The sequence below is a fragment of the Massilia arenae genome (assembly GCF_008014745.1).
In the GTDB taxonomy this organism is placed as follows: domain Bacteria; phylum Pseudomonadota; class Gammaproteobacteria; order Burkholderiales; family Burkholderiaceae_D; genus Telluria; species Telluria arenae.
The window spans coordinates 40,466-64,593 of sequence record NZ_VPFD01000026.1; the positions used below are offsets into that span (position 1 = coordinate 40,466).

23 protein-coding genes are annotated in these 24,128 nt (G+C 66.3%); 12 read left to right on the forward strand and 11 right to left on the reverse strand.

The window, feature by feature from the left end; all coding sequences use genetic code 11:
* Positions 1-6 precede the first annotated feature (6 nt).
* From FVD38_RS20575 to FVD38_RS20615, 9 genes are all read right to left on the reverse strand, one after another.
* Positions 7-429, reverse strand: a complete 423-nt coding sequence (locus FVD38_RS20575) for a choice-of-anchor J domain-containing protein (protein ID WP_147936517.1) — start codon at positions 427-429, stop codon at positions 7-9.
* A gap of 321 nt (positions 430-750) precedes the next feature.
* On the reverse strand, positions 751-1,872 hold the full coding sequence (locus FVD38_RS20580; protein ID WP_222706954.1) for an FAD-dependent monooxygenase: 1,122 nt from the start codon (positions 1,870-1,872) through the stop codon (positions 751-753).
* Between the two features lie 100 nt (positions 1,873-1,972).
* Positions 1,973-3,064 carry a branched-chain amino acid ABC transporter permease gene (locus FVD38_RS20585; protein WP_147936518.1) on the reverse strand — a complete coding sequence of 364 codons (1,092 nt, stop codon included), beginning with the start codon at positions 3,062-3,064 and terminating at the stop codon, positions 1,973-1,975.
* A 4-nt stretch (positions 3,065-3,068) separates the two neighbouring features.
* A complete protein-coding gene (locus FVD38_RS20590) occupies positions 3,069-4,103 on the reverse strand; it encodes a branched-chain amino acid ABC transporter permease (protein WP_147936519.1) in 1,035 nt (344 codons plus the stop codon).
* A gap of 8 nt (positions 4,104-4,111) precedes the next feature.
* On the reverse strand, positions 4,112-4,858 hold the full coding sequence (locus FVD38_RS20595) for an ABC transporter ATP-binding protein (protein WP_147936568.1): 747 nt from the start codon (positions 4,856-4,858) through the stop codon (positions 4,112-4,114).
* A complete protein-coding gene (locus FVD38_RS20600; RefSeq protein ID WP_147936520.1) occupies positions 4,845-5,642 on the reverse strand; it encodes an ABC transporter ATP-binding protein in 798 nt (265 codons plus the stop codon). The genes FVD38_RS20595 and FVD38_RS20600 overlap by 14 nt, the downstream gene beginning before the upstream one ends.
* 1 nt (position 5,643) lies before the next feature.
* The gene (locus FVD38_RS20605) at positions 5,644-6,843 is read right to left on the reverse strand and encodes a substrate-binding domain-containing protein (RefSeq protein WP_187271657.1); all 1,200 of its coding nucleotides are present in this window, start codon (positions 6,841-6,843) and stop codon (positions 5,644-5,646) included.
* Positions 6,844-6,864: 21 nt separating this feature from the next.
* Entirely contained in the window at positions 6,865-7,737 is an 873-nt protein-coding gene (locus tag FVD38_RS20610; RefSeq protein WP_147936521.1) for an alpha/beta fold hydrolase, read from the reverse strand.
* 146 nt (positions 7,738-7,883) lie between these two features.
* Positions 7,884-10,166 carry a TonB-dependent receptor gene (locus FVD38_RS20615; protein WP_147936522.1) on the reverse strand — a complete coding sequence of 761 codons (2,283 nt, stop codon included), beginning with the start codon at positions 10,164-10,166 and terminating at the stop codon, positions 7,884-7,886.
* A 283-nt stretch (positions 10,167-10,449) separates the two neighbouring features.
* Here FVD38_RS20615 and FVD38_RS20620 point away from each other — a divergent pair, with 283 nt between their 5' ends.
* From FVD38_RS20620 to FVD38_RS20670, 12 genes are all read left to right on the forward strand, one after another.
* The gene (locus tag FVD38_RS20620) at positions 10,450-11,376 is read left to right on the forward strand and encodes a LysR family transcriptional regulator (protein ID WP_147936523.1); all 927 of its coding nucleotides are present in this window, start codon (positions 10,450-10,452) and stop codon (positions 11,374-11,376) included.
* Between the two features lie 43 nt (positions 11,377-11,419).
* A complete protein-coding gene (locus tag FVD38_RS20625; RefSeq protein ID WP_123071043.1) occupies positions 11,420-12,334 on the forward strand; it encodes a LysR family transcriptional regulator in 915 nt (304 codons plus the stop codon).
* A gap of 246 nt (positions 12,335-12,580) precedes the next feature.
* On the forward strand, positions 12,581-14,005 hold the full coding sequence (locus FVD38_RS20630) for an SLC13 family permease (RefSeq protein ID WP_147936524.1): 1,425 nt from the start codon (positions 12,581-12,583) through the stop codon (positions 14,003-14,005).
* A 34-nt stretch (positions 14,006-14,039) separates the two neighbouring features.
* Positions 14,040-15,707, forward strand: a complete 1,668-nt coding sequence (gene mdcA / locus FVD38_RS20635; RefSeq protein ID WP_147936525.1) for a malonate decarboxylase subunit alpha — start codon at positions 14,040-14,042, stop codon at positions 15,705-15,707.
* Between the two features lie 10 nt (positions 15,708-15,717).
* Positions 15,718-16,044, forward strand: coding sequence for a malonate decarboxylase acyl carrier protein (mdcC, locus tag FVD38_RS20640; RefSeq protein WP_147936526.1), 327 nt, complete (start codon positions 15,718-15,720; stop codon positions 16,042-16,044).
* Positions 16,041-16,943 carry a biotin-independent malonate decarboxylase subunit beta gene (locus FVD38_RS20645; protein ID WP_147936527.1) on the forward strand — a complete coding sequence of 301 codons (903 nt, stop codon included), beginning with the start codon at positions 16,041-16,043 and terminating at the stop codon, positions 16,941-16,943. The genes mdcC and FVD38_RS20645 overlap by 4 nt, the downstream gene beginning before the upstream one ends.
* On the forward strand, positions 16,943-17,659 hold the full coding sequence (locus FVD38_RS20650) for a biotin-independent malonate decarboxylase subunit gamma (RefSeq protein WP_147936570.1): 717 nt from the start codon (positions 16,943-16,945) through the stop codon (positions 17,657-17,659). The genes FVD38_RS20645 and FVD38_RS20650 overlap by 1 nt, the downstream gene beginning before the upstream one ends.
* Entirely contained in the window at positions 17,643-18,323 is a 681-nt protein-coding gene (gene mdcG / locus FVD38_RS20655; protein WP_187271658.1) for a malonate decarboxylase holo-[acyl-carrier-protein] synthase, read from the forward strand. Before FVD38_RS20650 ends, mdcG begins: the two co-directional genes overlap by 17 nt.
* Positions 18,311-19,198: a triphosphoribosyl-dephospho-CoA synthase MdcB gene (mdcB, locus tag FVD38_RS20660; protein WP_147936529.1), complete on the forward strand. Its 888-nt coding sequence runs from the start codon at positions 18,311-18,313 to the stop codon at positions 19,196-19,198. Before mdcG ends, mdcB begins: the two co-directional genes overlap by 13 nt.
* 1 nt (position 19,199) lies before the next feature.
* Complete coding sequence (locus tag FVD38_RS20665; RefSeq protein ID WP_147936530.1) at positions 19,200-20,129, forward strand: ACP S-malonyltransferase; 930 nt, start codon at positions 19,200-19,202, stop codon at positions 20,127-20,129.
* Between the two features lie 130 nt (positions 20,130-20,259).
* A complete protein-coding gene (locus FVD38_RS27100) occupies positions 20,260-20,388 on the forward strand; it encodes a hypothetical protein (RefSeq protein WP_267874133.1) in 129 nt (42 codons plus the stop codon).
* 265 nt (positions 20,389-20,653) lie between these two features.
* On the forward strand, positions 20,654-21,907 hold the full coding sequence (locus FVD38_RS20670) for an acetamidase/formamidase family protein (RefSeq protein ID WP_147936531.1): 1,254 nt from the start codon (positions 20,654-20,656) through the stop codon (positions 21,905-21,907).
* 14 nt (positions 21,908-21,921) lie between these two features.
* Here FVD38_RS20670 and FVD38_RS20675 read toward each other — a convergent pair whose 3' ends face one another.
* Both FVD38_RS20675 and FVD38_RS20680 read right to left on the reverse strand, forming a co-directional pair.
* Positions 21,922-22,533, reverse strand: a complete 612-nt coding sequence (locus FVD38_RS20675) for a hypothetical protein (protein ID WP_187271659.1) — start codon at positions 22,531-22,533, stop codon at positions 21,922-21,924.
* 390 nt (positions 22,534-22,923) lie between these two features.
* Positions 22,924-24,075: a GNAT family N-acetyltransferase gene (locus FVD38_RS20680; RefSeq protein ID WP_147936532.1), complete on the reverse strand. Its 1,152-nt coding sequence runs from the start codon at positions 24,073-24,075 to the stop codon at positions 22,924-22,926.
* Positions 24,076-24,128 lie beyond the last annotated feature (53 nt).

The window sequence follows — 24,128 nt, forward strand, 5'->3', positions numbered from 1 at the left end:
CGGTTTTCAATGGCGCTCGCGGCGCTGCATCAGGCCAATCACGCCAAGGCTGCTGGCCAGCACCAGCAAGCCGGCCGGCTGGGGCACGGCCGTGACCACGCGCACGGAGTCGAGGCCGATGTCACCGAGGGTGGCGGGGTCGCCCAGGTAGCGGAAGGCGAAGCGTCCTTCTTCTTCGACCGTCAGGTCGGCGCTCCATTGCCGCCATTCGGCGGGAAAGGCGTCGTCGCCGGTGGGGGTGAGCAAGGTGTCGAAGCCGGCTGCGTCGGCGCCGGGCGGGACGCTGTGATTGAGGCGGTCCCAGCCGGACGGGCCGGCCAGGTTGCCGAAGCCCTCATTGAGCACCTTGACCTTGGCTCCAGCGGCCAGGGGCGAGGATGCGGCGGCGGTGACCGCGGCTGTCGCAATCAGGTATGTGAGTCTTTTCATGGTGTATGTGCATGGGCCAGAAGGATGGGATTCCTCGCGCTGGCTGACGACGAGGCCATTTGCCTATTCATGATAAAAATGGCAACCTCGGCGTTATTGATATGCATTCAGGGTGGCGACCACGACGTGTCGTGTTCCTCAAATGCAGCAACGGAACTTGACGAAAACGCTTGCAATCTCGCAAGTCTATGCTGCGAGGCAATCGCGATAAGGAAAACGGGTGCTGGAAAAGACGGCTACCCGGCGCCGTCGGCGCCGGGTAGGAAAGAGGATTCAGAATCGCGCCGGGCGAGAACCCGGCGGCGCAAGGACGCGCCGGGCCTACAGCGGCGCAAGCAGCGGCGTATAGCTGCGCCGGTACAGTTTGTCGCCGAAGAGGCCGAAGATGGCGGCGCGCGCCAGCGCGGGCAGGGCGCGCATCTTGTCCCTGGCCGCGCACTGGCGCTGTACCCAGCGGATCCGGTGCTGGCGCCGGCGCGTGTACGACGCCAGCGCAGTGTCGAGGTCCTGTCCCGCGGCGAGGACGTCGGCCAGCACCGCGGCATCCTCGATCGCCAGGGCAGCTCCCTGCGCCATATTGGGCGAGGCGGCGTGGGCGGCATCGCCGATGAACACGACCCGTCCCTGCACCCAGTCGTCCATGACGACCTGGCCAAGGCGGCCGAAGTGGACTGGCGCCTCATCCTGGTGTCCGCGCTCGAGCAGCAGCGATACGGGCGCGGCGAATTTCTGGAACAGTTCCGGCAGGCAGGCGTGGCGGTAGGGCTCGGGATCCGCTCCCGGCGGCAAGGTCAGGTCGGCGTACACATAGACCTCGCTGCCGCTCACGGGAATCGCGAGCAGCGTGCTGCCATTGCCCAGCAAGGCGGTCCAGCCGGCGACGCCGGTGATGTTCTGGGTAATGAAACGCCAGCACACCTGGCGGCCATATTGCGGGTTGACGTCGGGGCGGACGATCCGGCGCACGCCCGAATGGATGCCGTCGGCGCCCACCACCAGGTCATAGGTGGCCGAGCGGCCGTCGGTGAAGGCGACCTCGCAGCGTCCGCTGGACTGGTCGATGGCCTCGACCGACACGTCGTGGCGCACCCTGGATTCGCCGAAGGCGGCGCCCAGGATGGCGTGCAGCCGCGCGTGCGGCAGCGACAGGCAGGGGCCGCAGCGCGACCAGACGTCGCCGGTGCGGGTCTCGGTCAGTTCCCAGCCGCGGTGGTCCAGGATCTTCTGGGTGCGCACGGCCACGGCGTTGGCGCGTACCCGGTCGAGCAGGCCCAGGCTGGCGATGGCGCGGGTGGCGTTGCCGGGCAGGTAGAGGCCGGTACCGGATGGCGATGGCGTGGCGAGGCGCTCCACGACGTCGGCCGCGATGCCGCGTTGTTCAAGGGCCAGGCCCAGCGAAAGGCCGGCGATGCCGCCGCCCACGATCAAGATTTTCCTTTGCATGATGTCTGCCGCCCGTTGATTCGTTCAGCATGAAGATACGCGGCGCGCCGCATTTCGGATGCGGCGCGCCGGAAAGGACGGGAGACGGGAACGGGTGGTGTCAGGAAGCGGGCGCGCGGCTCCGCGCCAGCCAGGCCCGCACGCGCAGCTTGCCGACGATCCCGATCGGGAAGAAGTAGATCGACAGGATGAACAGCACGCCCAGCCACAGCAGCCAGCGGTCGGGGTGCAGGGCCGCCGCCAGCAGCGGCACGCCTTCGAGCGCCGTCGAGCCGTGCGCCATCAGTTCCTTCAGGTAGTTCTGGGCCAGGATGAACAGGGTGGCGCCGATCACCGCGCCATACATGGTCCCCATGCCGCCGATGACGACGATCAGCAGGATGTCGGTCATTACTTCGAAGCCGAGCGAGGTCTTGGGCCCCACGTAGCGCAGCCACAGCGCCATCAGGGCGCCCGCCAGTGCCGCCACCAGCGCGGCCAGGCAGTTGGCCCAGATGCGGTAGACCATGGTGCGGTAGCCGAGCGCCTCGGCGCGGAACTCGTTCTCGCGGATCGCCTGCAGCACGCGGCCGAACGGCGAGTTTACCAGCCGCAGCAGGAACAGGAACAGCAGCAGGCAGCCGGCGAACACCAGGTAGTAGGTGATCACCTTGCCGTCGACGTAGCGGCCGAACACCTCGTTCTCGAACAGCAGGTAGCTGGGCGACAGCACCTCCGGCACGCCGAAGGTCACGCCATCCTCGCCGCCGGTGAGGTCGGACAGCTGCGAGGCCAGCACGGCAAAGGATGATGCAACGGCCAGCGTGATCATGGCGTAGAAGATGGCGCGCACGCGCAGCGCGAACAGGCCGACCACCAGGGCCAGGGCCAGCGCCAGCAGCAGCGCCAGCACCAGGCCCGTCACCATCACGCCCCAGGTGGGTTCGTCGACGCGGGCCAGGGCCAGGCCGACGCCATAGGCGCCGATGCCGTAGAACATGGTGTGGGCAAACGAGACGATGCCGGTATACCCCAGCAGCAGGTCGTAGGACGCCACCAGCACGATGTAGACGCAGATCGTGGCCGCCGTGTTGAGCGGACGGGCGCCGGAAAACAGGAAAGGCGCCAGCGCCAGTCCCAGCACGATCAGGAGCAGCAGCGCGGTCAGGATGCGGCTGCGCGGCAGGTCGCCGGAGAGAAGTCGGTGCAGCATAAATTCAGCTCCGCGAAGTCGAATACAGGCCGGCCGGGCGCCACAGCAGGACAGAGATCATCAGGATGATGCTCGACACCAGGGCGATCTTCGGCGCCAGGAAGCCGGCGTAGTTGGCCACCAGCGCCATCAGCAGGGCGCCGATGAAGCAGCCGCCCACCGAACCCAGGCCGCCGATGATGATCACGATGAAGATCATCACCATGATCTCGCTGCCCATCGCGGCGGTGAGCGTTTCCTTGTACAGCCCCCACATCACGCCGCCCAGGCCGGCCAGCGCCGAGCCGGCCGCGAACACGGCCACGAACAGGCGCCGGATGCGGTAGCCGAGCGCCTCGACCATCTCGCCATTCTCGACCCCGGCGCGCACCAGCAGGCCGATCTTGGTGCGATTGAGTACCAGGAACATGGCGACAAAGACCACCAGCCCGACCACCACCGCCACCAGACGATACTTCTCCACCGCCGCATCGCCCATCAGGATGGCGCCGCGCAGCGCGGTCGGCAGCGGCAAGGCGATCGTCTCGGCGCCCCAGATCACGTGGATCAGCTGTTCGGCCACGATCATGCCGCCCATCGTGATCAGGATCTGCTTGAGGTGCTGGCCGTAGACCGGCTTGACGATGATGCGCTCGAAGGCCCAGCCCAGGAGGCCCGTGACGACCATGGCCAGCGTGACGGCCAGGGCCAGCACGCCCAGGTTGATTAATAAGGAGTCCATCTCGAGCCAGCCGCGCATGGGCAGCAGGACCAGCGTGGCGGAAAACGCCCCGACGGCGACGAAGGCGCCGTGGCCGAAGTTCAGCACGCTCATCAGGCCGAACACGAGGGTCAGGCCGCTGGCCATGATGAAGATCATCATGCCCATCGCCAGGCCGGCGACGGTGAGGGTGAGCCAGGTGGGGAAGCTGCCGACCAGCGGCAGCATGGCCAGCATCAGGGCCGGCACCAGCAGCAGCGGCGCGATGTCGCGCTTCGCCGCCGGCAGCGGCGCATCGGCCTCTGCCACGGTTTTCGAAACAGGAAGGATTGCACTCATATCGTGTCCTATTGGTGGGAGTCGAGCGACAGCCCGAGCAGGCGCTGCTGCAGCGCGGCGTCGCCGGCCAGCGCCGCCATCTTGCCGGCATGGGCCACGCGGCCGTCGTCCATCACGCTGACGCTGTCGCCCAGCGAGCGCACGAAGTTGAAGTTCTGCTCGACCAGCAGGATCGTGGTCTCGCGCTCCTTGAGTTCGCGAAAGGCCGCGATCAGGCTTTGCACGATGCTCGGCGCCAGTCCCTTGGTTGGCTCGTCGACCAGCAAGAGCTTCCTTGGTTCGGCGATTGCGCGCGCGATCGCCACCATCTGCTTCTGGCCGCCCGACAGGTTCCCGGCCGGCTGGTTCCAGAACTTGCGCAGGGCCGGGAAGAAGCCGCAGATCCAGTCCACGCGGGCCGCGTCCAGCGGGCCGTTGCGGGCGGCCAGCACCATGTTTTCGCGCACGGTGAGTTCCGAGAACACGGCCATGTTCTCGGGCACGTAGGCGATGCCGGCGCGGGCGATGTCGGGGGTGGCCATTGTCGTGATGTCGCGGCCGTCGAAGTGGATGCTGCCGGCGCTGGCCTTCCACAGGCCCATGATGGTGCGCAGGGTGGTGGTCTTGCCGGCGCCGTTGCGGCCCAGCAGGACGGCCAGCTCGCCGCGCCGCACGGCCAGGTCGACGCCTTGCAGGATGTGGTACTGGCCGATGTGGGTGTGCACGCCGGACAACCGCAGCAGCGGCGCCACGTGGGACGGGTCAGGCGTGAGCATGTTCGGGTTCGGGTGTTCCAAGATAGGCTTCCTGTACGATCTTCGATTGCATCACTTCGCGCGGATCGCCGTCCGCCACCAGCGTGCCGTTGTGCAGCACGACGATGCGGTCGGCCAGCTGGCGCACCACGTCCATCTTGTGCTCGACCAGCAGCACGGTCTTGTCGCGCTCCTGCTTCACCTGGCGGATCAGGTCGAGTACCACGGGCACCTCATCCACGCTCATGCCGGCCGTGGGTTCGTCGAACATCATCACCGAGGGTTCGAGCGCCAGCAGGATCGCCACTTCGAGCTTGCGCTGGTCGCCGTGCGACAGCGCGCCCACGAACATGTCGCGCCGGGCCATCAGGGCAACGCGCTCCAGGTAGTGCTCGGCGCGCGCGACCAGCTCCTTGTGGCTCGACCAGATCGAGAAAAAGTTCAGGCCCATGCCGGCGCGGCTCTGCACCGCCAGGCGCACGTTCTCGACCACGGTCAGGTGCGGGAACAGGTTCGTGAGCTGGAAGGCGCGGCCGATGCCCAGCCGCGTGCGGCGCGCGGCGCCATCACGGGTGATGTCGCGCCCGTGCAGCGCGACCTTGCCGCTCGTGGCCGTCAACTGGCCCGAGACCAGGTTGAAATAGGTGGTCTTGCCGGCGCCGTTGGGGCCGACGATCACGGTCAGGGTGCCGGGGTAGAAGTCCGCCGTCACCGCGTTCACCGCTACGTGGCCGCCGAAACGGATGGTCAGGTCGCGGGTCGACAGCGCCGGCTGGCGCGGGTCAAGAGTAGGGGGCACCGTCATGTCAGCGTTTGTTCTTCACCGGCAGCGGCATCTCGCTGGCCGGGATTTCGCGCACCAGTTCCAGCAAGTCCCATTCGTTCTTCTGGTCCTTCTTGATGCGGAAGTGGTACATCGGCTGGATCGCCTGGTGGTCTTCCTTGCGGAACGTCATCAATCCCTTCGGGGTCTCGAAGCTCATGCCCTCCATCGCCGCCACCATCTTGTCGCCATTGCCGTCCGGGACCCTGGAGAGCGCCGCCACCACCGCGCCCGCCGCCGCCATGCCGCCGGCGGTGAACATGTCGGGTGGCGCCTTGAAGCGTTTGGTGTGTTCCGCGACGAACCAGTCGTTCATCTTGTTCTTCGGGAAGTCGTAGTAGTAATAGATCGTGCCCTGGGTGCCGGCGAAGTTCTTCCAGGTCTTCATCACCGGCAGGATGTTGCCGCCCGGGGAAAGCACGATGCCATGGCGTTCCGGCCTGAGGTCGGCGATCTTGTTCATCGGGTTGGGCCCGGCCCAGACGATCTGCAGGATGCGCGGCTGCGGCTTGTCCTTCAGTGCGTCGAACAGGCGCTGCGAGGACGCGGTGAAGTCGGTCGTCGCCAGCGGGGCGTACTCTTCATGCACCACCTTGGCGCTGCTGCCGGTCGCGGCCAGTGCCTCCTTGCCGGCCTTGATCGCATCGCGCCCGAAGGCATAGTCCTGGGTCAGGAAGCCGATGCTGCCGCCCTTCAGGGTGCTGGCGGCGGCCAATGCATCCTGCATCGAGCTGCGCGCGGTGCGGAAGATGTACTTGTTCCACTTGTCGCCGGTGATGGCGTCGGCCACCGCCGGTTCGATGATGAGGACCTTCTTGTATTCCTTGGCCACCGGCAGCATCGCCAGCGCCGAGCCGGATGACGTGGTGCCGACGGCGATGTCGACCCGGTCGTCGCCATAGGCCTCGGCCAGCAAGGTGCGACCCAGGTCTGGTTTACTTTGATCGTCCTTGACGATGACCTTGATCTTGCGGCCGTTGATGGCCATGGTGCCCTTGGTCAGGTATTCGAGGCCGAGCATGAAGCCGGCCTCGGTCTCGCGCGCATACGATTCCATGATGCCGGTCTTGCCGGCGATGAGGGCGACCTTGAAGTCTTTACCCTGGGCCAGCGCGCCAGGTGCGGCGCCGGCTGCGAAGGCGAAGGCCAGGGAGAAGGCGAGGGGTTTGATCAGATGCTGCATATATGTGTCTCCTTGTTCTATTTAAGGGATCCGCGCCAGGAAAGCGCCGATCGCCTCGAAGGCTTCCGGTTCGGTGAGCATCGGCGCATGGCCGACGTTCGGCACTTCGGTATAGGCCAGGCTGGGGGCAGCCTTGCGCATCCAGGCCGCCTGTTCGGCTTCGACCAGGTCGGACAGCTCGCCGCGGATCATCAGGGTAGGGCGATGCCGCGTCAGGCGCCGGAAGGCCATGCGCAAGGCCAGCGAGGTTGGAGGAAGTCTACCTTTTTGCAGGCTGTGGGCGATACTGGGATCGTAGCGGGCGCACAACAGACCATCGTCGCGTTGTTCGAACGCGCGCTGGGCCCACTTGTTCCATTCCGTGTCCGGATTGGCGGGGAAGGCACACGCATTGATGTCGCGTACATGGCAGACCGCCTCGTCCCAGCTGGCGAAGGTGGCCGGCTTGCCGACGTAGCCGGCGATCCGCTCCAGGCCGCGCGGGGACAGCACCGGGCCGATGTCGTTCAACACCGCGCCGGCCACCAGGTCGAGGCGCTGGGCGGCCAGGGTCATCGTGATCAGGCCGCCCATCGAGGTGCCGATGAAGACGGCGCGCGCGATGCCCAGCGCATGCATCAGGGCCACCACGTCGGCGGCGTACACCATCGGCGTGTAGTTGGCCGGGTTCGGGTCGCGCGCCGAGTGGCCGCGGCCGCGCACGTCGATCGCCAGCACGCGGCGTCCCAGGCCGGCCACTTGCGGCGCCAGTTCGTCGAAGTCGAGCGAGTTGCGGGTGAGGCCGTGGATGCAGATCACGGGCAGGCGGGCCGGGCCGCCGGCGCCGTGGTAGTCGCGTGCGTAGAGGGCGAGGCCGTCGCTGCTGGTGTAGGTGATGGCGCTGGAGTGGTGCACGCGGGGTTCCTGTTTGATGTTCGAGTTACTTGATGTCTTTGACTTCGGATGAGAACTGGGGTCCCCGCCTTCGCGGGGATGACGTGTGGTTTCGGTTGCTGCAGCGGGCCTTTCGTGTGGCTTCGCTCGCTGCAGCGGGTTTGCTCCTAGAAGCGCAGCTCCAGGGTGGCGGACACTGTGCGCGGGTTGCCGTAGAAGGCGGTGACGGTGCCTTCGTTGCCCAGGGTCGGGAACAGGTAGCCGGCGGTTTTGTAGTGCTCGTCGCCCAGGTTCTTGCCGTGCAGGCCGGCACGCACCTTGCCATCGGCGCGGGTCCAGACGATCGACGCGTCCCAGATCTTGTACGACTCCTGGTCGAGGATCGACGGCGTCTCGAACTGGGCGGTCGCGCCCTTGTACGAATAGCTGCCGATCAGCGAGATGCGGCCGTTGTGGCCCATCAGCGGTAGCGGAATGTCGTAGTTGGCGCGCAGGTTGGCCGAGTTCTTCGGCGTGTTCTGGAAGATGCGCTGGTCGGCCACGTTCACGCCCGCCACGATGTATTCCTTGTACTTGGCGTCGATGTAGCTGTACATCCCGGCGATCATGAAGTTGGGCGTGATGTTGGCGATCGCTTCCAGTTCGGCGCCCTTGATCTCGGCCTTGCCGGCATTGGTGGTCACGCCGGCGAAGCTGTCGTCGCGGCCGTCGCCGTTGGTGTCGACCGCGATCGAGCCGGGAATCTGCACGTCCTGGTAGTCGCTGTAGAACAGGGCGGCGTTGGTGGTGATGCGCCCGCCGTTGAAGGCCGACTTGAGGCCCAGCTCATAGGTCTCGATGGTCTCGGGCGCATAACCGGCGCGCGCCACGTCGAGCGGGATGCGGGTGCCGACCACGTTCAGGCGCGGATCGAAGCCGCCGCCCTTGAAACCTTCGGAATACGAGGCGTAGACGTTATGGGCGGGGTTCATCTTCCAGTTGATGGCCACGCGCGGCGTGAATTTCTTGTCTTCGCGTTCCAGCAGGCCGTTGCGCAGGTCGGTGTCGGTGCGGAACAGGATCGCGCCCGGGTTGCCCATGTCGGGCGTGCCGGCCAGGCCGAAGTAGATCTGGCGCAGCACGTCGGCTTCGCGCTTGTCGACCGTATAGCGGCCGCCCAGCGACAGGCTCACGGTATCCGTGAGGTTGTAGCTGCCGTCGAAGTAGGCGGCCCAGGCGCGGGTAGCGATGTCGCCCATGGTGTAGGTGGACGTCGGCACGGCGCCGGCCAGGATGGTGTCGAACTTGTTGAAGGCGTTGGCGTCCATATAGTAGACGCCGGCCACGCCCTGCAGGCGCGGGCCGTTGTAGCTGACCTGGAACTCCTGGCTGAACTGGCGGTTGGTGTACAGCGCCGGCACTTCCATGTCGACCACCGGCAGGGCGTCGAAGTCGATCGGCGCATACGATTTGTCGCGGCGGGCGGCGGTGATCGATTTTACGCTCCACTCGCTATTGAGCATGTATTCGATGGTGGCCGAGCCGCCGTAGGCGCGCACTTCCTGGTCGTGGCCAAGGGCCTTGGTCAGGTTGCCCTGGGTGTCGAACACGTCCGGCAGGATCGGCGCCCCGCTGGTGCGGCCGACGATCAGGCGATGGCCGTTCTTGGGATTGGAGTCGTCTTGCGTGAAGTCGCCGGCCAGGCGGATGAACAGGTCCTGGTTGGGCGTGAACTCGGCCGAGACGCGGCCGGCGGTGACGTCCTTGTCGTAGTTGCCCTTGCCGGTAAACAGGTTGTCGCCGAAGCCATCGCGCTTGAAGCGGGCGACGGTGGCGCCCACGCGGGCGGTGTCGGTCAGCGGCGTGCTGGCGGTGATCACGGCTTCTTTCTGGCCGTACTCGCCGACCGTGGCGCGCACCCGCACGTCGCGCTGCGGTCCGAGTTTGCGGGTGACGTACTTGACGGCGCCGCCGATGGTATTGCGGCCGTACAGCGTGCCTTGCGGGCCGCGCAGCACCTCGATGCGTTCGACGTCGTAGATGTCGGCCACCGCGGCTTGCGGGCGGGCGAGGTAGATGTCGTCGATATAGATGCCGACGCCGGATTCGAAGCCGGCCAGCGGGTCGGCCTGGCCGACGCCGCGGATGAAGGCGGTGAGCGTGCTGTTGGTGGCGCGCGAAGCCTTGAGGGTGGTGTTGGGCAGCGCCAGGGCCAGGGCAGTCACGTCGGGCACGGCCTGCTTGGACAGCTGGTCGGCGCTGAACGCGGTGACCGAGACCGGGACGTCCTGCAGGGTCTCTTCGCGCCGGCGCGCGGTGACGACCACCTTCGAGACGTTTTCCTCGGCAGAAGCCACCGGCGCGGCTCCGGCATCCTGGGCCTGGGCCATTCCCACCGATCCGCCGGACAGCACCAGCAGGGCGGCGGCGGACTGGTTCAGCAGCTTCATCTTCTTCCTGGTCAGACGCATTCTAGTCTCCTCATTTTTGGTATGGCATGCAATCGAGCATGCGTGCGATCGAGCGCGTGCCAAGCAGTGTGCCAAGGTCGGGTTTGGTTGAATAGTCAACAATCGCCCACCCCGTTGTGCATGAATGCACAGCCCGCTTGCCGGACTTCGTGGTGAGCTTTCCTAGGGACAGATGCCGCATCGCACCATTTCTGTGGCACTGCAGACATCGTCGGTAAATTGCTTGCAGAGGGAATGTGCACGAGTGCACAATGTGTCATCTTGATATCTGACAAGCGATCTCATGAATACGCTCCCGGAGTGGACGGACTTACGATTTTTTCTCGAACTGGCCCGCGCCGGCACCCTGTCCGGCGCCTCGCGCCGTCTCGACGTCGAGCACACGACCGTCGCGCGCCGCATCGACCGGCTCGAGACCCAGCTTGGCGCGACCCTGTTCGACCGCTCGCGCGAAGGGTATGAGCTGACCGAGGTCGGCCTGGCCCTGTTGCCGCACGCCGAGGCGATGGAAGGGGCGGCGCTGGCGGCGGCCGAGCAGATCGGCGGGGCCGAGGTGGCGGCCCACGGCGTGGTGCGGCTCGGGGTGCCCGAAGTATTCGGGGTAAAGGTCGTGGCGCCGCTGCTGGTCGGCCTGCTGGACCAGCACCCGGACCTGCAGATCGATTTGCTGGCGCTGCCGCGCTTCGCCAATCTGGCCAACCGCGAGGCCGATCTGGGCGTGATGCTCGATCCGCCCACCACTGGCCGCTACGTGGTGACGCGCCTGGCCTCGTTCCGCTTTTATTTGTACGCGTCGCCCGCCTACCTGGCGCGCCATCCGACCATCCGCACCCAGGCCGACCTGGCGCGCCACGACTTCGTCGACTACGTGCAGGACCGCCTGGCCAGCCGCGAACTGTCGTACCTGAACGAGCTGGGTTTCACGCCGCGCCGGCGCATGTGTTGCTCGGGCATGACGGCGCAGATCGAGGCGGCGTCGCTGGGCATGGGCCTCATGATGGCGCCGCCCTATGCGGTGCCGGACGATGGCCGGCTGGTGCCGGTGCTGCCGGGCTTTTCGGCCGAGCGCTCGTTCTGGCTGGCGGCGCCGACCGACCTGTATCGGCTGCGCCGCGTGAAGGTGGTGTGGGACGTGCTGCGCGAGTATGCCGACAGCTCTCCCGGCCTGTTCGTCCAGGACGACATGCAGCCTGCATTGGCGCAGGATTGAAGAGCGCGGTATCCTCGCACGGTTCAACTTTGTAAAGGCAACCATGCGCAGCCAGATCAGCGACGACATCACCTTCCGCAAGCTCGAGATCCTGCTGGCCTATATGGAGGGCGGCAACCTGAACGCCGCCGCGCGCATGCTCGACATCAGCGCGGTGAGCGTGCACCGCGCGCTGCATTCGCTCGAGGAAGGTATGAGCTGCCAGCTGTTCAGCCTGCAGGGCCGCAACCTGATCCCGAACGAGGCGGCCCAGGTGCTGGCCGAGGTGAGCCGCGAAGTGGTCAAGCTGATGGCCGACGGGATCGCCGCCACCCGCTCGGCGGCCGGCTATTCGGCCGACCACCTGAGGATCGGCTCTTTGTATTCGCTGACCACCGGAGCGATCCCCGAGGTCATCATCGGCATCAAGCTGCGCAAGCAGGAAATCGAAACCGAGCTGGTGCTGGGCTCGAACGCCGAGCTGCTGCATAAACTGAAGCAGAACGCGATCGACGCGGCGCTGATGGGCATGCCCGATCCCGACCCCGAGATCGAATCGATCCCGCTGTTCGAGGATGAGGTGTTCTTCGCCGCGCCGGCCGGCTCGCCCTACGCGAACATGAAGGAGGTAGACCTGCGCGCCTGCGCGGCCGAGAAATTCGTATGCCTGAAGGATGGCTTCGTGACCCTCACGGGCTTCCAGGAAGCCTTTCGCATCGCCGGCTATGCGCCGACCATCGTCACCCGCGTGGGCGACATCTTCTCGCTGATGAACCTGGTGGCGGCCGGCATCGGCTACACCTTGCTGCCGGGCCGGGTGCGCAATGCCTTTGGCGACAAGGTGCAGCTGATCCCCCTGAAAGCCGACTACCACATGCAGCAGACCATCGGCCTGAGCTTCTTGCGGGTGCGTGAACGCGACCCCAATCTGCTGGCGCTGGCGGCCGTGTGTCGCATGCTCAAGCACCGCACTGCCTGATACCGCAGCGCAGCATCCTGGCTCGCCTTCAGGTTGACAGTTTCGCTGACAGTAAACGTTGCCGACCGAGCGTAATTGATCTCCACTCCAATCGCGGTTAACTTGGCGTCACGAACAGCATAAAAAAGAGCATGGTCCGGCCCGCCGCAAATTCCGAGGGTGGCGCACGGCACGGGGCATGTATTGGAGACGTACCACCCGCGGTCAACCGGTTGGAGCCGGCCCGCACCTCGAAGGAGCCTTGCCGTGTCCTCTCATGTCATTGCAATCTGCGTGCTGGCGCTGATGTTCATCGTCGCCACCGCCATGCCCATCAATATGGGTGTCATCGCCTTCGTCGGCGCCTTCCTTGTCGGCACCCTTGTCGCCGGCATGGAAACCAAGACCATCATGTCCGGCTACCCGGCCGAACTATTCCTGACCCTGGTCGGCATTACATTCCTGTTCGCTCAGGCCCAGAACAACGGCACCATCGACTGGCTGGTGCGGCTCGCGGTGCGCGCCGTCGGCGGGCGCATCGCGGCCATCCCGTGGGTGATGTTCTTCATCACCGCCTTGCTCACTTCGGTGGGCGCGGTCAGCCCGGCCGCGGTGGCGATCATCGCGCCGATCGCGCTCGGCTTCGCGGCCAAGTACAAGATCAATCCTCTCATGATGGGCCTCTTGGTGATCCACGGCGCCCAGGGCGGCGGCTTCTCGCCGATCAGCATCTACGGGGGCATCACCAACAAGGTTGTGATGGAAGCGGGGCTGCCGATTTCGCCGCTGACCACCGCCTTCACCAGCCTGGGCGTCAACCTGGCGGTGTCGGTGCTGCTGTTCTTCGTGTTCGGCGGCGCCAAGCTAATGCGCCAGCAAGTGCCGAAGGCCGAGCGCTCGGGCAAGGGCCTGCCGGTTTCGCCTTTCGGTCCGCCGGTCGCGGTGGCGGCCCAGGGCCCGCAAATCTATGGCGATGCCGAGAATGAATCGGCCAGCGAAGAACGCCTGACCAAGGAACGTTCGACGGCGGCCGTCGGCGCCGTGGGCGCCACCGGCTCGGGCAGCGCCGCCGGCCACGCCGCGGTCGACCTGAACGAAGGCCCGACCTTCCACCAGATGTTCACCGTGGCCGGCCTGGTCGCATTGGCCGTGCTGACCCTGCTGTACAAGCTCGACATCGGCTTCGTTGCCATCACCATCGGCCTGTTGATCTCGATCCTGTCGCCGCAGGTGCAGAAACGCGCCATCGGCCAGGTGTCGTGGCCCGAGATCATGCTGATCGTCGGTGTCAGTACCTATGTCGGCGTGATGCAGAAGATGGGCACCATCACCTGGGTCGGCGACAGTGCCGCCAGCCTGGCTTCGCCGCTGACCGTGGCCTTGCTGCTGCTGTTCGTCGGTGCGGTTGTCTCGGCCTTCGCTTCCTCGACCGCGGTGCTGGGCTCACTGATCCCGCTGGCCGTACCATTCCTGGCCTCGGGCACCGGCGTCGACCCGATCGGCTTCATCGCCGCCATGGCGGTCGCATCGACCATCGTCGACGTCAGCCCGTTCTCGACCAACGGTGCGCTCGTGCTGGCCAGCGCCCAGGGCATCGACCGCGACGTGTTCCTGCGACAGCTGATGATCTATGGCGGTATCGTCACCCTGGTGGCGCCGGTCGTGCTGTGGGTGCTGTTCGTGGTGTTCTAAGGACAGACAAACTTTTGCAACAACGGGAAATCTCATGACTCACAGTGAAGGCCGCTGGACTACCCAGCAACGCAACCGCGGCGATCGCCTGGCACGGGTCCAGGCGGCGCTCGGCGGGGCGCTGGACGGCAAGATCGTCCAGGCCGCGCACATCGTCGACCTGCTCAATGCCGTGCTGGAGCCGGGCGACCGGGTCTGCCTGGAGGGGAACAACCAGAAGCAGGCCGATTTCCTGGGCAAGGCGCTCACGAAAGTCGACACCAGCCGCGTGCATGACCTGCACATGTTGCTGTCGGTGCTGTCGCTGCCCGAGCACCTGGACGTGTTCGACAAGGGGATCGCGTCGAAGCTGGACTTCTCGTTCTCCGGCCCGCAGGCCGGCCGCCTGGCCAAGCTGGCGCAAGCCGGCAAGCTCAATATCGGCGCGATCCACACTTACCTGGAGCTGTTCGCGCGCTACTTCATCGACCTCACGCCGCGCGTGGCGCTGGTGGCGGCCGAGATGGCCGACCGCGAGGGCAATCTGTACACCGGCCCGAACACAGAGGACACGCCGGCCATCGCCGAAGCGACCGCCTTCAAGAGCGGCATCGTGATCGCCCAGGTCAACCAGATCGTCGACAAGCTTCCGCGGGTCGACATTCCGGGCGACTGGGTCGGCTACGTGGTGCAGTCGCCGACCCCGTACTACATCGAGCCGCTGTTTACACGCGATCCGGCCCAGATCTCCGAGATCCAGGTCTTGATGGCGATGATGGCGATCAAAGGCATCTATGCCGAGTACGAGATCGAGCGCCTGAACCACGGCATCGGCTTCGACACCGCCGCCATCGAGCTGCTGCTGCCTACCTATGCGGCCAGCCTCGGGCTGAAAGGGAAGATCGCCCGTCACTGGGCCCTGAACCCGCATCCGGCCCTGATCCCGGCGATCGAAGCCGGCTTCGTGGAATCGGTGCATTCCTTCGGGTCCGAACTGGGCATGGAAAAATACATCAGTGCGCGGCCGGACGTGTTCTTCGTCGGACCGGACGGCTCGATGCGCAGCAACCGCGCGTTCTCGCAGGCGGCCGGCCACTATGCCTGCGATATGTTCATCGGCTCGACCCTGCAGATCGACTTGCAGGGCAATTCGTCGACCGCGACCCTGGGCCGCATCGCCGGTTTCGGTGGCGCGCCGAATATGGGGGCCGATGCGCGCGGCCGGCGGCATCCGAGCAAGGCCTGGCTCAAGGCCGGCGAACAGGCGCGCGCGGGCCGCAACGTGATCCCGCGCGGGCAGAAGCTGGTGGTGCAGATGGTCGAGACCTTCCGCGAGCACATGGCGCCGGCCTTCGTCGAAAAACTCGACGCCTGGCAGCTGGCCGAGCAGGCGAATATGGCGATCCCGCCGGTGATGATCTATGGCGACGACGTGACCCATATCCTGACCGAGGAGGGCATCGCCAACCTGCTGCTGTGCCGCACCGAGGAAGAACGCGAGCAGGCGATCCGCGGCGTGGCAGGCTACACGCCGGTGGGCATGGCGCGCGACAAGCGCATGGTCGAGAACCTGCGCGACCGCGGCATCGTCCAGCGCCCCGAAGACCTTGGCATCGACAAACGGATGGCGACCCGCGACCTGCTGGCCGCCAAGAACATGAAGGGCCTGGTGCGCGCGTCCGGCGGCCTGTACGATCCGCCGAAGCGCTTCAGGAACTGGTGAGGAAACAACCATGGAAACGTTGAAATACCGTTTCGAGCAGGGCAGGCGTTCGCTGGCCGGCATGCCGCAGCTGGTGGGCGTGGTCGGCTCGGGCAATCTCGAAGTATTGATCGAGCCGTCACCCTTGCAGGGTGCGTGCGAGATCGAGGTGCGCACCGCCGCCGTCGGCTTCGGCGCTACCTGGCAGGCCGTGATGGCCGATTTTCACGATCGCTGGAGTCTCGCCGACGCGCGCATCAGCATCAACGATATGGGCGCCACGCCGGCCGTGGTCAGCCTGCGGCTGGACCAGGCGGTGGAGTCGCTGACGGGCGCATTTTCAAAGGACTCGCCATGAGCAGTTATCAGGAATTGACGGCGCGCCAGCGCATTCCGGCGATGTTCGACGCCGGCAGCTTCGAGGAATTCCTGCCGCCGAGCGAACGGGTGGCGAGCCCGCACCTGGCCCAGCTCGACGCGCCGGTGTCGTTCGACGACGGCGTCGTCGTCGGCCGCGGCAAGCTCGATGGCAAGCTGGTGTTCGGCGCCGCGCAAGAGGGCGGTTTCATGGGTGGCGCGGTGGGCGAGGTCCACGGCGCCAAGCTGGTGGGCATGCTGCGCCGCGCGATCGACGAGAACGCGCACGCGGTGCTGCTGCTGCTGGAATCGGGCGGGGTGCGCCTGCACGAGGCCAACGCCGGCCTGATCGCGGTGTCGGAGGTGATGCGCGCCATGCTCGACGTGCGCGCCGCCGGCATCCCGGTGGTGGCGGTGGTGGGCGGCGCCAATGGCTGCTTCGGCGGCATGGGCATCGCGGCGCGCTGCGCCAACACCGTCATCATGTCCGAGGAGGGGCGGCTGGCGATGTCCGGCCCCGAGGTGATCGAAACCGCGAATGGGGTCGAGGAATTCGATTCGCGCGACCGCGCGCTGGTCTGGCGCACCACGGGCGGCAAGCACCGCTACCTGCTGGGCGATTGCCAGGTGCTGGTGGCGGACGAGTCGGAAGATTTTCGCAAGGCCGCCATCGCGGCGATCGCCGGGCTGCGGGGCGGCGAAGTGCGCCTGACGCTCGAGGGACTGCTGGCCGAACAGGCCATGCTGGCGCGGCGCCTGGACGACAGCGCGGGCCTGGCCGAACCGATGGACGTGTGGCAGAAACTGGGCGTGCCGGAGCCGGCCAGGGTGCCGATGCTGGAGGCCGACGCCTTCCTCGACATGGCGGCGCAATACCGCGCCAAAACCGGAGCACAATGATGGATTGGCAGCTACTGACGACCCAGCTTTTCCCCGGCGGTCACGACATCGTCGAACGCGATAATTTTTTGTCGGGCACGGCCCAGGTCGACGGCCGGCCGGTCGCCGTGATCGGCACCACCGGCCACACGCCGATCGGCATCGAGATCGCGCTGGCCCAGGCGCAGGCGATCCTCAAGACCGTGCAAGAGCATCCCGGCCGGGCGATCCTGATCCTGGTCGATACGCAAGGCCAGCGCCTGCGCCACCGCGACGAGATGTTGGGCATTAACAGCTATATGGCCCACCTGGGCAAGTGCGTCGACCTGGCGCGCCGCCAGGGCCATACCGTGATCGGCCTGGTGTACGACCAGGCCCTGTCGGGCGGCTTCATCACCAGCGGCCTGATCGCGAGCGCCTGCTATGCGCTGCCGCAGTCGACCATCCGCGTGATGGGCCTGCCGGCAATGGCGCGCATCACCAAGGTGCCCGAGGAACGCCTGACCGAGCTGGCCCGGGACAATCCGGTATTCGCGCCGGGCCCCGAAAACTATCTGCGCATGGGCGGCCTGCACGGCATCTGGGAAGACGATCTCGCCGGGCAGTTGGTACGCGCACTGGGCGATGCCAGCGATGAAGACCGGCGCATGGCGCTGGGACTGGAGCGCGGTGGGCGTCTGCTGGCGCAGCCGGTCGCCGAAGCGGTGCGGAGCGGCGGCCATGTTCGCGCGGCATGACCTGGTGTGGCTGACGCGCCGCGGCTGGCAGCGCGTGCGCGCCGGCGCGCCCGAGGCGGCGCTGGCCGCGCTCGACCGCTGGCGCGACGGCGGCTGGCCGGCCGTGGTGCGGCGCGCCGAGGCCGAGATGGCGCCAAACGAGGTGGCGATCGGCTTTCCGCTGCCGCCGCGGCCCGAGGAGGGCGGTAAACTGAAGTTCGGCTGCCGGGTCGAGCTGTCCGATATCGGCCGCCGCACGCGCGCCTTGCCGCTGGTTGCTGCCCTGGACGCGGTGCCGGAGCAGTGGCGCGAGAGCCTGGCCCTGCTCGAAAGCCAGGCCGCCGAAGCCGGAGTAGGCCTGGCGGTGTATGGCTCGGTGGCGCTGGCGGCGCTGACCGGCCAGTACTACCTGACGCCGCATTCCGACATCGACGTGCTGCTCCAGCCCACTAGCCGGCGCCAGTTGATGAAGGGGCTGGACCTGTTGGCTTGGCATGCGGGCATCCTGCCGCTCGATGGCGAAGTGGTGTTCCCGGACGGGCGCGCGGTGGCATGGAAGGAGTTGCGCGCGGCCTTTGCCGGCGCCCCTGGCACGCGCGTGCTGACCAAGGGACTGCACCGGATCGCGCTGGTGCTGCCCGAAGAACTGATCGCGACGCTGGAGGAGGAGACGTGTCCAAATTGATTGCCCTGCACACGACGCCGGCGCCGCACCGGCTGGCCGCGGCCAGCGAGCGCGCCTTTGCCCAACGCATCGCGCGCCTGGCCGTGCGCAGCCTGTACGCCGAACTGGTCTTGTATCCGAAGCCCGGCCTGGTCTCGCTGGTCGACAACGGCAGCCATACCGACATGACGGCCGCGACCTTCTTGCGCAGCATGTTCGCGCTGCGCCGCTATTTTCTGGACATCACACACGCCGGCATGCGCGACGCGCCGTTCCACGCGCTCAAGCGGCTCGGCATCGATGCCGAAGCGCGCATGTTGCGCGCCACCGCCGGCATCAATACCCATCGCGGGGCGATTTTCTGCCTCGGCATGCTGTGCGCCGCGATCGGGCGCTGCCACGCCAGTGGCGCGGCGCTGACGGCAGGCAGGGTGCACGCCATGCTCCTCGACGGCTGGGGGCGCGAACTCGGCGCGCACAGTGTCGCTCCCGAGATGCAATCGAACGGGGCCCGTGCGCGGTCGGCCTACGCGGCGAGCGGCGCACGCGAAGAGGGCGCGCGCGGCTTCCCGTCGGTCTTTCATATCGGCCTGCCGGCCCTTCGCCGCACTCTTGCCGCTGGCCACGGCATCCGGGAAGCACGCATCGATGCGCTGTTCGCCCTGATGGCCCACATCAGCGACACCAACGTCTATCATCGCGGCGGCCCTGACGGCGCCGCGACGGTGCGGCGCCAGGCGCGCGCCTTCGTCGCGCGCGGCGGCACCGCCAGCCCGGATTGGGAAGCGCGTGCGCGGGCCTGTCACCGGGACTTTGTCGCCGCACGCCTGTCGCCGGGCGGCGCGGCCGACCTGCTGGGCGCGGCATGCCTGCTGCAGGCCGTGACGGTCGATTAGCATGGCGGGACGGCTCGCCATCCTGTGCCCGGGGCAGGGCGCCCAGCATGCCGGCATGTTCGATCTGGCGCGGCTCGATCCGGGCGTCAGCCGGTTGCTGGACGCGTGGTTCGGCGACCCGCAACTGGCGCCGGTGCTGCGCGCTTCGGTGGAGAGCGAAGAGCGTTTCGCGAACCGCATCGCGCAGCCATCCATCGTCGCGGCGACCCTGGCGATGTGGACCGCCTTGCGCACCCGGCTGCCCGAACCGGCCCTGGTCGCCGGTTACAGCATCGGCGAATTGTCGGCCTATGGCGTCGCCGGCGCGCTCGATCCGGACGATGCGGTGAGGCTGGCCATCGAGCGCGCGCGGCTGATGGATGCGTGCCTGGAAGGCGGGCCGGCGCAGGCGATGGTTGCGCTGTCCGGCATGCCCGATGGGAGCGTGGAGGCACTGCTGGCGCGCTTCGGCTTTCACGCCGCCATCATCACCGGCGACGATGCGCTGGTGGCCGGTGGCCCCGCAGCCCAGGGCGAAGCGCTGGCGCAAGCGGCGCTGGCGGCCGGTGGACGCGCGACCTTGCTGCCGGTCGCCGTGGCCTCGCACACGCCGCTGCTGCAGGGCGCCGTGGCGCCGTTCGCGGCGCTGCTGGACAGCCAGCGCTGGTCGGCGCCGGCCTTCCCTGTGTTGTCCGGCATCTCGGCCGAACCGGTCACCGATGCGAAGAAGGCAATGCGCGAGCTGCCGCGCCAGATCGCCGAACCGATCCTCTGGCGCGAATGCATGGACGCCTGCATCGAAGCCGGCGTCACGGTCGCGCTCGAACTGGGGCCGGGCGCCGCCCTGGCGCGCATGTTGCAAGCGCGCCACCCGCACATCGCCTGCCGCTCCGTGTCCGAATTCCGCTCGCTCGATGGGATCCATAGCTGGCTAGGGAGGCAACTCGATTAACATTCACGAAGTTGATGTCTGATATTGCTACTCGGAATTGGAAGTTCGTCCGGGTCGCCTATATAACGGTTGCATAGTAGTCGTTATCGTAGGAGCCGCCGTTGTCGGCGGTGCAATCAAGGAGTCGCACGTGAAAAAAATCGTCAATGCTCTCGTCGCTGCCGCCGGCAGCCGCGCCAAGAGCGTCATTCGCAAGCAGGCTGAGGCCGGCAAGCCGTTCCAGGAGAATTTCCGCAGCAATGCGGGCGGCTGGAATTAAGCACGTCTGCCGCCAGATCGTGGGCGGCAATAGATAAAAAGCTGGATCCGTATCGCGGTCCAGCTTTTTTTTCGTCGGTATCGCTTATCGCGACCCAAGCGTATTTGTATAGACGAATATGCATCATAGTGGAATACTTTTGTTGTTTGATGACACAGCTAGCGCACTGCCACAGTGCGTTTTCTGCAAAAAAGCTCCGAAACGGTTTGGCACGGTTGTTGCTGTTTAGCAGGTTCCTGCTAAACAGTTCTACATCGGAGCCTTCATGAAGTTTCGCAACATCCCTCTCCTGACCGCACTCGCCATCGCAGGCATGGCCCCGCTTGCCGCATCCGCCCAAGCGGCCGATGCCGGCTTCCCCTTGCAACCGCTGGCTGACAAGCCAGGCCGCATCGTCCTTCCCGGCACCCAGCATGAGGTCTATTACGTCCCGTCGACCGTGGACACGATCCAGTGGGGCTATCTGCCGAACGCGGCCACCAAGCCAGTGCTGTCGGTTCCGTCGGGCGCCACCATCGTGTTCGACACGCTGTCGCACGAAGGCATGGTGGAAGACCAGGGCCGCGATCCGGTCAAGTACTTCGGCAGCAAGGGCATCCCGACGAATATGGTGCTCAAGGACGCCATCGCCATCACCGGCTCGAACATGGCCCACGATTTCGCCAAGGACGGCCCGCACATCGTGACCGGTCCGGTCGAGATCCAGGGCGCGGAACCGGGTGACGTGCTGAAGGTCGAGCTGCTGTCGGCGGTGCCGCGCGTGCCGTATGGCGTCGTGTCGAACCGCCACGGCAAGGGCGCGTTGCCGGGTGAATTCCCCGAAACGCCGAAACCGCTGGCGAACGCCTCCGCGGCCAACCCGGAGGCCTATCACAACGTGTCGGTGTTCACCCCGATCCGCCGCGGCAAGGACGGCAAATGGGAAGGTGTGATGAAGACCAAGGACGGCACCGAGGTGATCTTCCCGACCGCGCCGTTCATGGGCACGATGGGCGTGGCGGCGGCAACTACCGCCAAGGTCCATTCGGTCCCGCCTGGTCTGCATGGCGGCAATATGGACATCAACGACCTGGGCGTCGGCACCACCGTATATTTCCCGGTGCTGGTCAAAGGCGCCAACTTCTATACGGGCGACCCGCATATGGTGCAGGGCGACGGCGAAGTCGCGCTGACCGCGCTCGAGCATTCGATGCGCCCGACCTTCCGCATCACCTTGCTCAAGAAGGGCGACAAGGCCATCCCATCGAGCTCCGGCAGCCTTGGCCGCCCGATGGGCGAGACCCCAGACCACTGGGTGACGATCGGCCTGAATCCCGACCTCGATGAAGCGATGAAGGATGCCGTGCGCGAATCGATCCGCTTCCTGACCGAGGTGCTCGGCATGGACCGCGCCACCGCCTACGCCTACTTGAGCGCCGCCTCCGAGTTCCAGGTGAGCCAGGTCGTCGACGGCACCAAGGGCGTGCACGGGATGATCCGCAAGTCGGACTTCATCAACGTCACCAGCAAGAAACGGTAAGCGCGGCTAAGCGCTCAATCGCGCGCCATGGCGGCGACCAGGTGCGTCTCGACGTCGACGTACAGGTCGCTGCCGACGTCGAACACGACCTTGTTGATCTTGCCACCCGCGAATGCGAATTTGGGCCGGTAATCGTGCGACACGCCGTCGCCCGAGTCGTAGCCGATGCACAGGCCTTCGCCGGTAATGGCGAAGTGCCCCGTCATCGTGCGGATCTCCGCTTCGGCCACGACCCGTTCATCGACGTATAGGCGCGCCGGGCCGTACGATTCCTTGTATTCGCCCATCCTCTCCTTGGTGAATTCGACGCCGACCACGTGCTTGCCGGAGCGCGGCGCATCGCCGACCAGGCGCTGCTCGGGCGGGATGCCGAGGAAGTTGTAGACGTAGATGAGCTTACCGTTCTTGACGAACAGCGCATGGCCGCCGAAGCGGGAGCCATGGGCGAACAGGATGCCCTGGCTGTCGGCGGTGAACTCGACGTCCGCCAGCACCTTGAACGAGACGCCGTGGGTATTGGCGGCAGAATGTTCCGGCACGGTGCTGGTGCCCGGGTAATAGGCGTACTGCCGGCTCGGCGGCACGGGTGGCTTGAATTCCATCTTGAGGATGCCCATGACGATCATGGGCGCGAGCGCCTACTTGCGATACGCTGCGTAGCCATCGTCGAATCTGCCGTTGTACTTGTCGATGTATTCCGTTCTTTCAAACTTACGTAAAGCTAACCGTAGTTATCTTTCCTGTTGAATTCCTGCTTCACCGGAGACGGTTTCACCTAACAACGTACATGTCAGGCCAGCGCCTTCTCCTCCACAGGCAGGGACGGTGGAACTCACCGCCATCAACCTTACCGACAACTAAATACAGCCGCCAACGGTTGTAAGAGGGGCCGGGACAAGAGATAGTTCCCAAATTGTCTCGGCATAGAAGTTGTCGATTCGATCCCTCGCAGTCTAAGCGGGCAGCGCGTGCGCTGCCATTGGACCATTGCCGCACGCGGCAAGCGGCGGACGCCGTCAGCGTGCCCGGAACGGATTGCGCTCGTTCAGCTCATCCATGTAATCGTCGATCCCGCCCGCCTCGCGCTCCAGGAAGCGCTCGACCGCGTCCGCGAACGACGGATGCGCCAGCCAGTGCGCCGACCAGGTGCGGGTCGGCAGGAAGCCGCGCGCCATCTTGTGTTCGCCCTGGGCGCCGCCCTCGAAGGTGGCGATGCCCTGCTCGATGCAGAACTCCAGCGGCTGATAGTAGGCGGCCTCGAAGTGCAGGCAGGCCACGTGTTCGAGCGCGCCCCAGTAGCGGCCGTACAGCGTGTCCGCGTCGTGGATCACCAGCGAGGCCGCGATCGCCCGGCCTTCCTTCTCGGCGATCACGAGCAGGATATTGTCGGGCATCGTTTCCCCGATGCGCAGGAAGAAATCCAGGTTGAGGTAGGGCGTCGAGTGATGTTCGCGGTAGGTGTTGCGGTAGCAGCGGTTGAACAGCACCCAGTCCTCGCGCGTGGCGTCCATGCCGCGCACCCTGCGCATCGTCACGCCGGCTTCCTTCACCTTGCGCCGCTCGGCGCGGATGTTCTTGCGCTTCTTCTGCTCGAGCGTGGCCAGGAACTCGTCGAAGCTGCGGTAGCCCCCGTTGAGCCAGTGGAACTGCACGCCGCTGCGCAGCAGGAAGCCGGCATCGCGCAGTTGCTGCGCCTCTTCCTCGGGCGGGAACAGCACGTGGGTCGACGACACCTCGGTCGCCCGCTGGGTGGCGCACAGCACGTCGACCAGGGCTGCCCGCGCCGCGGCATCGCGCGCCATCAGGCGTGCGCCGGCCACCGGCGTGAATGGGATCGCGCTCAGGAGCTTGGGGTAATACTCGAGCCCATGGCGCTGATAAGCGTCGGCCCAGGCCCAGTCGAACACGTATTCGCCATACGAGTGGCCCTTGACGTACAGGGGCAGGGCGGCGGCCAGCACGTCCTGTTCGTCGTACAGCAGCAGGAATTGCGGCTGCCAGCCGGTCTCGGGCGAGGCGCTGCCCGAGGCGTGCAGCGCATGCAGGAAGGTGTAGGAGAGAAACGGCGTCGGCGCCGCCTGGGCCTGGACCAGTGCGTCCCAGGAGGCCTGGCCGACTTCGGACAGATCGGAAACGATATGCGTGCGATAATTCAAAATTGCTTCCATTGACGAGGTGAGTGACGACAGGCAGCGATGCAACCTCGACCTGTCTCACTGCG